The sequence below is a fragment of the Streptomyces sp. genome, from assembly GCF_036566765.1.
Taxonomy (GTDB): domain Bacteria; phylum Actinomycetota; class Actinomycetes; order Streptomycetales; family Streptomycetaceae; genus Streptomyces.
The window spans coordinates 1-5,603 of sequence record NZ_DATCVQ010000104.1; the positions used below are offsets into that span (position 1 = coordinate 1).

The 5,603-nt window shown below is 69.8% G+C and carries 4 protein-coding genes; 2 read left to right on the top strand and 2 right to left on the bottom strand.

The window, feature by feature from the left end; all coding sequences use genetic code 11:
• Window positions 1-293: 293 nt before the first annotated feature.
• Window positions 294-1,793, bottom strand: a complete 1,500-nt coding sequence (locus VIU94_RS05760) for an IS1182 family transposase (RefSeq protein WP_422664585.1) — start codon at window positions 1,791-1,793, stop codon at window positions 294-296.
• Window positions 1,794-1,966: 173 nt separating this feature from the next.
• Here VIU94_RS05760 and VIU94_RS05765 point away from each other — a divergent pair, with 173 nt between their 5' ends.
• Both VIU94_RS05765 and VIU94_RS05770 read left to right on the top strand, forming a co-directional pair.
• Window positions 1,967-3,319: a sensor histidine kinase gene (locus VIU94_RS05765; RefSeq protein WP_331908224.1), complete on the top strand. Its 1,353-nt coding sequence runs from the start codon at window positions 1,967-1,969 to the stop codon at window positions 3,317-3,319.
• Window positions 3,320-3,372: 53 nt separating this feature from the next.
• On the top strand, window positions 3,373-4,017 hold the full coding sequence (locus VIU94_RS05770; protein WP_267260579.1) for a response regulator: 645 nt from the start codon (window positions 3,373-3,375) through the stop codon (window positions 4,015-4,017).
• A 31-nt stretch (window positions 4,018-4,048) separates the two neighbouring features.
• Here VIU94_RS05770 and VIU94_RS05775 read toward each other — a convergent pair whose 3' ends face one another.
• Window positions 4,049-4,909: a hypothetical protein gene (locus VIU94_RS05775; protein ID WP_331908226.1), complete on the bottom strand. Its 861-nt coding sequence runs from the start codon at window positions 4,907-4,909 to the stop codon at window positions 4,049-4,051.
• Window positions 4,910-5,603 lie beyond the last annotated feature (694 nt).

The window sequence follows — 5,603 nt, forward strand, 5'->3', positions numbered from 1 at the left end:
CAGGATCGAAAACGCCCTCTTCTGCTATGAACATGTCGATCCCCTATGCGCTGGTGCCACTTCTCAACGTCAACTCGACACCACACACTTCGGGCACGTCAAGATCGATTACTGCCGGACCTGGCCGCGGCTCGCTAGGAGCGTGTCTCAGTAACGGGCAACTGACCGGGTGGTCGTGATCGGCGGGATCGCTCGCGGTCGCCAACATATCCTGCGGTGATCGGTGATCGGTGATCGGTGGCCGGTCCTGCCGGTCTAGAAATCGGCCCGGACAGGGCCGGTGGCTGCGCCGGTCAGGCGATCACTGCGGCGAGTCCTGCGGTTTGGGCGTGCTGGAAGGCTTTGCGGAAGTTGTGGCAGGCGGCCAGCAGCCGCCACTCTCCTCGGGCTCCGTCTTCGCCGCGCAGGAGGAGCTGACGGCCGTTCTGGCAGGTCATGATCTGACCGAAGACGGGTTCGACGATGGCCTTGCGGCGGCTGTATGCCTTCCGGCCGGGCTTGGTCCGCAGCTTGCGGGCCATGCGTTCCTTGAGGGTGGCGTTCTTGGGGATGCGTCCGCGTGGTGCGGGCGGGACCTGCTCGTCGTGGGCGAGTCGGCCGGTGGCCATGAACGTGTCGGTGCCGCAGGCGAGTTGGCACTCCCGGGCGGCCTCAAGGTTGGTCTCGGAGCAGTAGCCGGCGTCGACCAGGGCCTGCTTGGGGTGGACGCTGGTGTTTGCCGCGGACTGGTCGAGCATCGTGGTGTAGTTCAGCGCGTCCGAAGGGTTGGTCGTCACGTCGGCGGCGGTGATGACCTGGTGTTCTTCATCGACGACGGCCTGGGCGTTGTAAGCCTGGATGTAGGCGCCGTCGCTGTTCTTCATGATCCGGGAGTCGGGGTCGGTGAAGTTGGCCTGGGCCTTGGGCTTGGGCCGTGCGTTGGCTGCTGCCTGCTCGCCGGCGTCGGCGACGGCCCGCTCGTCGCCGGTGCCGGCACGCTCCTGGCGGCGGCGTTCCTTGTCTTCGGCGTGAGCGCGTGCCTTCTCGGCGGCCTCGGCCTCGATCTGCGCGCGGGCGGCCTGCAGCTTCGCCACACGCTTCTCGCGTCGGTCCAGCTCGGCGGGCAGGTCCGCTTCCTTGCCGTCCACGCCGAAGGTCTCGTCCTCGGCCTTGTCGGCGGCCTCCGCGTCGGCCAGCAGGCCCTGGGCCTTCGCCTCCAGCCAGGCGATCTCGGCCTCGATGCGTTCTTCCTTGTCGACCAGGCGGCCGTAGCTCATCGCCTTGTGCTTGGAGGCACTGGCCTGCAGTTTCGTGCCGTCCAGGGCGACGCGGCCCATCTTGACCATGCCGAGCTTGGTCGCGAGGTGCAGGGACTGGGTGAAGAGGTCGGCAAGGGCGTCCAGGTGGCGGCGGCGGAAGCGGGATATCGAGCGGAAGTCCGGGGCCTGGCCGGCGGCCAGGTAGCGGAACGCGATGTCGTCGGCGCACTTGCGCTCGATGGCGCGTGAGGAGCGGACGCCGGTGGTGTAGCCGTAGATCAGGAGCCGCAGCATCAGTCTGGGGTCGTAGGGCGGGTAGCCGCGCTTCTCGGTGTAGTCGGCAAGGATCGGCCCCAGGTCCAGCACCTCGTCCACCAGGTCAGCGACGAAGCGGGCCAGGTGGTCCTCGGGCAGCCAGTCGTCCAGCGATGGGGGCAGCAGCAGGACCTGGTGCGGGTCGAACGCACGGAACTGCTTGTCGACCGCCACCGCACGGCCCTGCGGCTGCTTCTTCTCGACTGGCTCGACCTCGAACAGCCCATCCCCACCACGCATACCGTCATCATCCAGCATGAATGATTACGAAACGCAGGCGGGTTGTCGGTTGCCGGGACACATTCCTATGCCACCAGGACTGAGACAATTGGGGTCGGTCGACGCACCGTGACCGGCTGTGGCCGGGGCCTCGGTGAGGCTTCGCCAACTTCGATCGCGATTATGCTGGGCGCGTGGCTGAGTCGTCGTCTTCCGTGGTCGCGGGCGCGGCTGCGGGTCGGTGGCGGCTGGGGGCCCGGTTCGCGGTGCGCTTGGGACGCCGCACGCTTCTGGACTCGTTGTACCTGCTGACCGCGCCGGTCAGTGCCGCGTTCGGGCTGCTGCTGGTGCTAAGCGGCCTGTTCGTTGGCACGGTCGGTCTGCTGTTGCCGAGCGGGTCGCCGGTCATGACCAGTGCTACGGAACTGGCGCGGTGGTCCGCCGACGTGGAACGGTGGCGGATCGCCAAGGTGCGCTCCCAGGCCGACGGGGCGCGGGGCGCGCGTCGGCGTCCGAGGCCGAGGGGGACAGCCGCCGCGTCCGACCCGGGGCTGTGGCTCGACGTGGCACACACGGTGCTGGTACTCCCCGTCGTCGTGGTCACGTCGGCGGTAACGGCGCTGTGGTGGTTCGTCGGCGTCGCCGCTGTCACGTCTCCCCTGCGCAGCCCGTATGCGACGCCCGGGCCGCTGCGGCCGATGAACCTGTACGTGGGCGGTCCCCAATCCCACATCGCGTTGAGCCTGGGGCTGACGTCGCCGGACGAGCGGGTCGCCTTCGCGGTCACGCTCGGCCTCCTCGTGCTGGCCACCGTGCCGCTGGTGACCCGGGTGGGCGTCGCCGCTCAGGCCGGGCTGGGGAAGGCACTATTGTCCGACCTGTCGGCACTGCACCGCAGGATCAACGGGCTGGAGCAGGAGCGGGACACCGCCCGCGCACAGACCCTCGCCGCGGTGACGGCCGAGGCTGCCGCCCTGCGCCGACTCGAACGCGATATCCACGACGGCCCCCAGCAGCGTCTGGTCCGCCTGGCGATGGAGCTGGGCCGCGCCGAGCACCACTTCGACAGCAGGCCGGAAGCCGCCCGGGAGGCGCTCGCCGACGCGATCGTCCAGACTCAGGAGACGCTGGAGGAGCTACGGGCCCTGTCGCGCGGCATCGCCCCGCCGATCCTCGCCGACCGCGGCCTGCAGGCGGCGCTCGCCGCGCTTGCCGCGCGCTGTGTCGTATCCGCTGAGCTCGACCTCGGCCCCCTGAACCGTCGGCCGGACGCCGCAGTCGAGACGGCCGCGTACTTCGTGGTCGCCGAGGCCCTGACCAATGTGGCCAAACACAGCCACGCCCACCGGTGCGCCATCGGAATGCGCCACGGCGATGGAATCCTGCGGGTCTGGGTGACGGACGACGGCGTGGGCGGCGCGGCCGTGGCCAAGGGATACGGCCTGCGGGGCCTGGACGACAGACTGCACGCGGTCGGCGGCCAGCTGCGGGTCGCCAGCCCCGACGGCGGCCCGACCACGATCACCGGGGAACTGCCATGCCACTGACCTCGGCCGAAACAGATGCCGAAGCACCGCGGGATCGCGCGGCCCGCAGTCCGCTGCGGATCGTCGTGGCCGATGACGCGGTGCTGCTGCGTGAAGGCCTGGTCCGACTGCTCACCGAGGACGGGCACCATGTGGTCGCGGCGGTCGGTGACGGCCCCGCCCTGGTCGAAGCGGTGCTCGCCCACCGCCCGGACGCGTCGGTCGTCGACGTACGGATGCCGCCGACCCACACGGACGAGGGCCTGCGTGCAGCGATCAGCGCCCGCGCACAACTGCCCGGCACCCCCGTACTGGTACTCAGCCAGTACGTGGAGGTGTCGTACGCCGCCGAGCTGCTCGCGGACGGCTCTGGCGCGGTCGGCTACCTGCTCAAGGACCGGGTCGCCAGAGTCGAGGAGTTCCTGGACGCCCTAGACCGGGTCGCCGGTGGCGCGACGGTGCTCGACCCCCAGGTCGTCTCCCAGCTACTGGCCGGCCAGCGCCGACAGGACCCGCTGCAGGCACTGACCGCGCGTGAACGGCAGCTCCTGGCGCTGATGGCCGAGGGCCACTCCAACACCGCCATCGCCCGGCAGTTGGCGCTCTCCAACAGCGCGGTGGAGAAACACATCGGCAACGTCTTCGCCAAACTCGGCCTGCCGCCCGACGACGCCCAGCACCGCCGAGTCCTCGCCGTCCTCGCCTACCTCCGCTCCTGACCGGGCCCGTCCGCCGATCAGCCGCGAGGCGTCACAGGCCGCCCTTGTAGAAGCCCAGGAGGGCCGGCGCCGGGTCTGCCGCGGTGTCCGTGTTGGCCAGTGCGACGACGATCACGATCAGCGCGAGCACGGCCGAGAGGACGCCGAACGACCTCATCGTGCGCCGGGTCCGCCCGTTCGACCTGTCCGCCGCAGCGAACCTCCGCCACGCCATCACGCTCAGGCCGATCAGGGCGACCGCTACGACGGACGCCAAAGCGGCGAGCACCGCGTGGTACCGGCCGAAGTCGTCGACCATCACCTTGAGGGCGACCGCGTTCTCGTCGCTCGGGCTCGGGTAGTGGGCCAGGCCCTGCTTGATCTGATCGATCGCACCGGCGAGTTGGCCACTGGGTGCGCCGAGTGGGAGCAGCGCGGTCGCCGAGGAGAAGGGGGCCATCGCACCTTGGACATTCGCCATCAGCGCCGCCAGTGACACCAGCGCAAGCACGCTGACGAGGATGGCAGCCGAGGCGAGGCCCCTACCTCCGGCTCCAGGACCGCTGGACCTCAGGAACGCCTTCCAGAGCCGGACGGCGAGGGCGACGAACACGATCAGCAGGGCCGCGGCCAGGACGCCCTTGACCACGTGGAAGCGGAACCAGCAGTCGACAACCCGCTGCAGGTCCGGGGGGAATCCTTGGTCCCCGGACGTCCAGTACGTGACGAACGCCGGGCTCAGGGCGTCGACGAGGTTCCGCTGCGAGGAGAGGCCGCCCTCCGTCCCGATCGCCGCCAGCCTGCTCGGGGCTAGGACGAAGGCGGCACCGAGTGCCACGGCGAGGGCGACGAGCACAGCCAGTGCCCGCCCAGGCAGCTCCGCTGATCGCGACAGGGCCTTATGAGTGCGCATGGAGGGTCCTTCGGCTCGATCGGGCATGGGGCAGCGCCCGAACCACGTGGTGGGCGGTCCCCTCGTCATGCCGATCACGATGTCGCACGGTCGATCGACCGGTCACTGAGGTACGCCATCCATCTGGGGTGTGGCCTGCCACACCCCAGCCGAGCAGGGCGGACGGGCCGCACACCGCTGCACCTGGTCCCGTGTCGGTGTGAGTCCCGCCTTCATCTCGCAGAGTCCACCGGTGGCCAGTTGCGGCTGATCGGTTCGGGAGCAGGACCGAAGGAGGTGCCGACCTGGTCGCCGACCTGTGCGGCGGCGTACCGCCAATCGCCCGAAGTTGCTCGTTACTGACCCACACTCCTAGGGCCTGTCAGGCGGATCATGGCCGGGGTCGCGACGCCTGGCACGGCGCCTCGCCGCGTTGCCGAAACGCCCCAATAGCTCCTTCCCCAAGCTCTCGGCTCCGCTCGAGCAGGGGAGACCCCATCCGAGGCGCTCCGACGCCTTGCGATGCACCGCACCAGACGCCGCGACCTATCCGACCCTGATCCGCCGAACAGGCCCTAGCGGGCCGGAGGGTTTCGCGTCCGGGTTTCGCGTCCGGACATGGCAAAGGGCCGGTTCACCGAGGTGAACCGACCCTTCAAGGCAACCGCAGGGGCTGCGCTACGACGAAACGTCGGCGTTAGCGCGAGACCTTGCC

Excerpts from the sequence above, each read along its gene's own strand:
- VIU94_RS05775 (WP_331908226.1), bottom strand. The coding sequence starts at position 4,909 with ATGCGCACTCATAAGGCCCTGTCGCGATCAGCGGAGCTGCCTGGGCGG.
- VIU94_RS05760 (WP_422664585.1), bottom strand. The coding sequence starts at position 1,793 with ATGCGTGGTGGGGATGGGCTGTTCGAGGTCGAGCCAGTCGAGAAGAAG.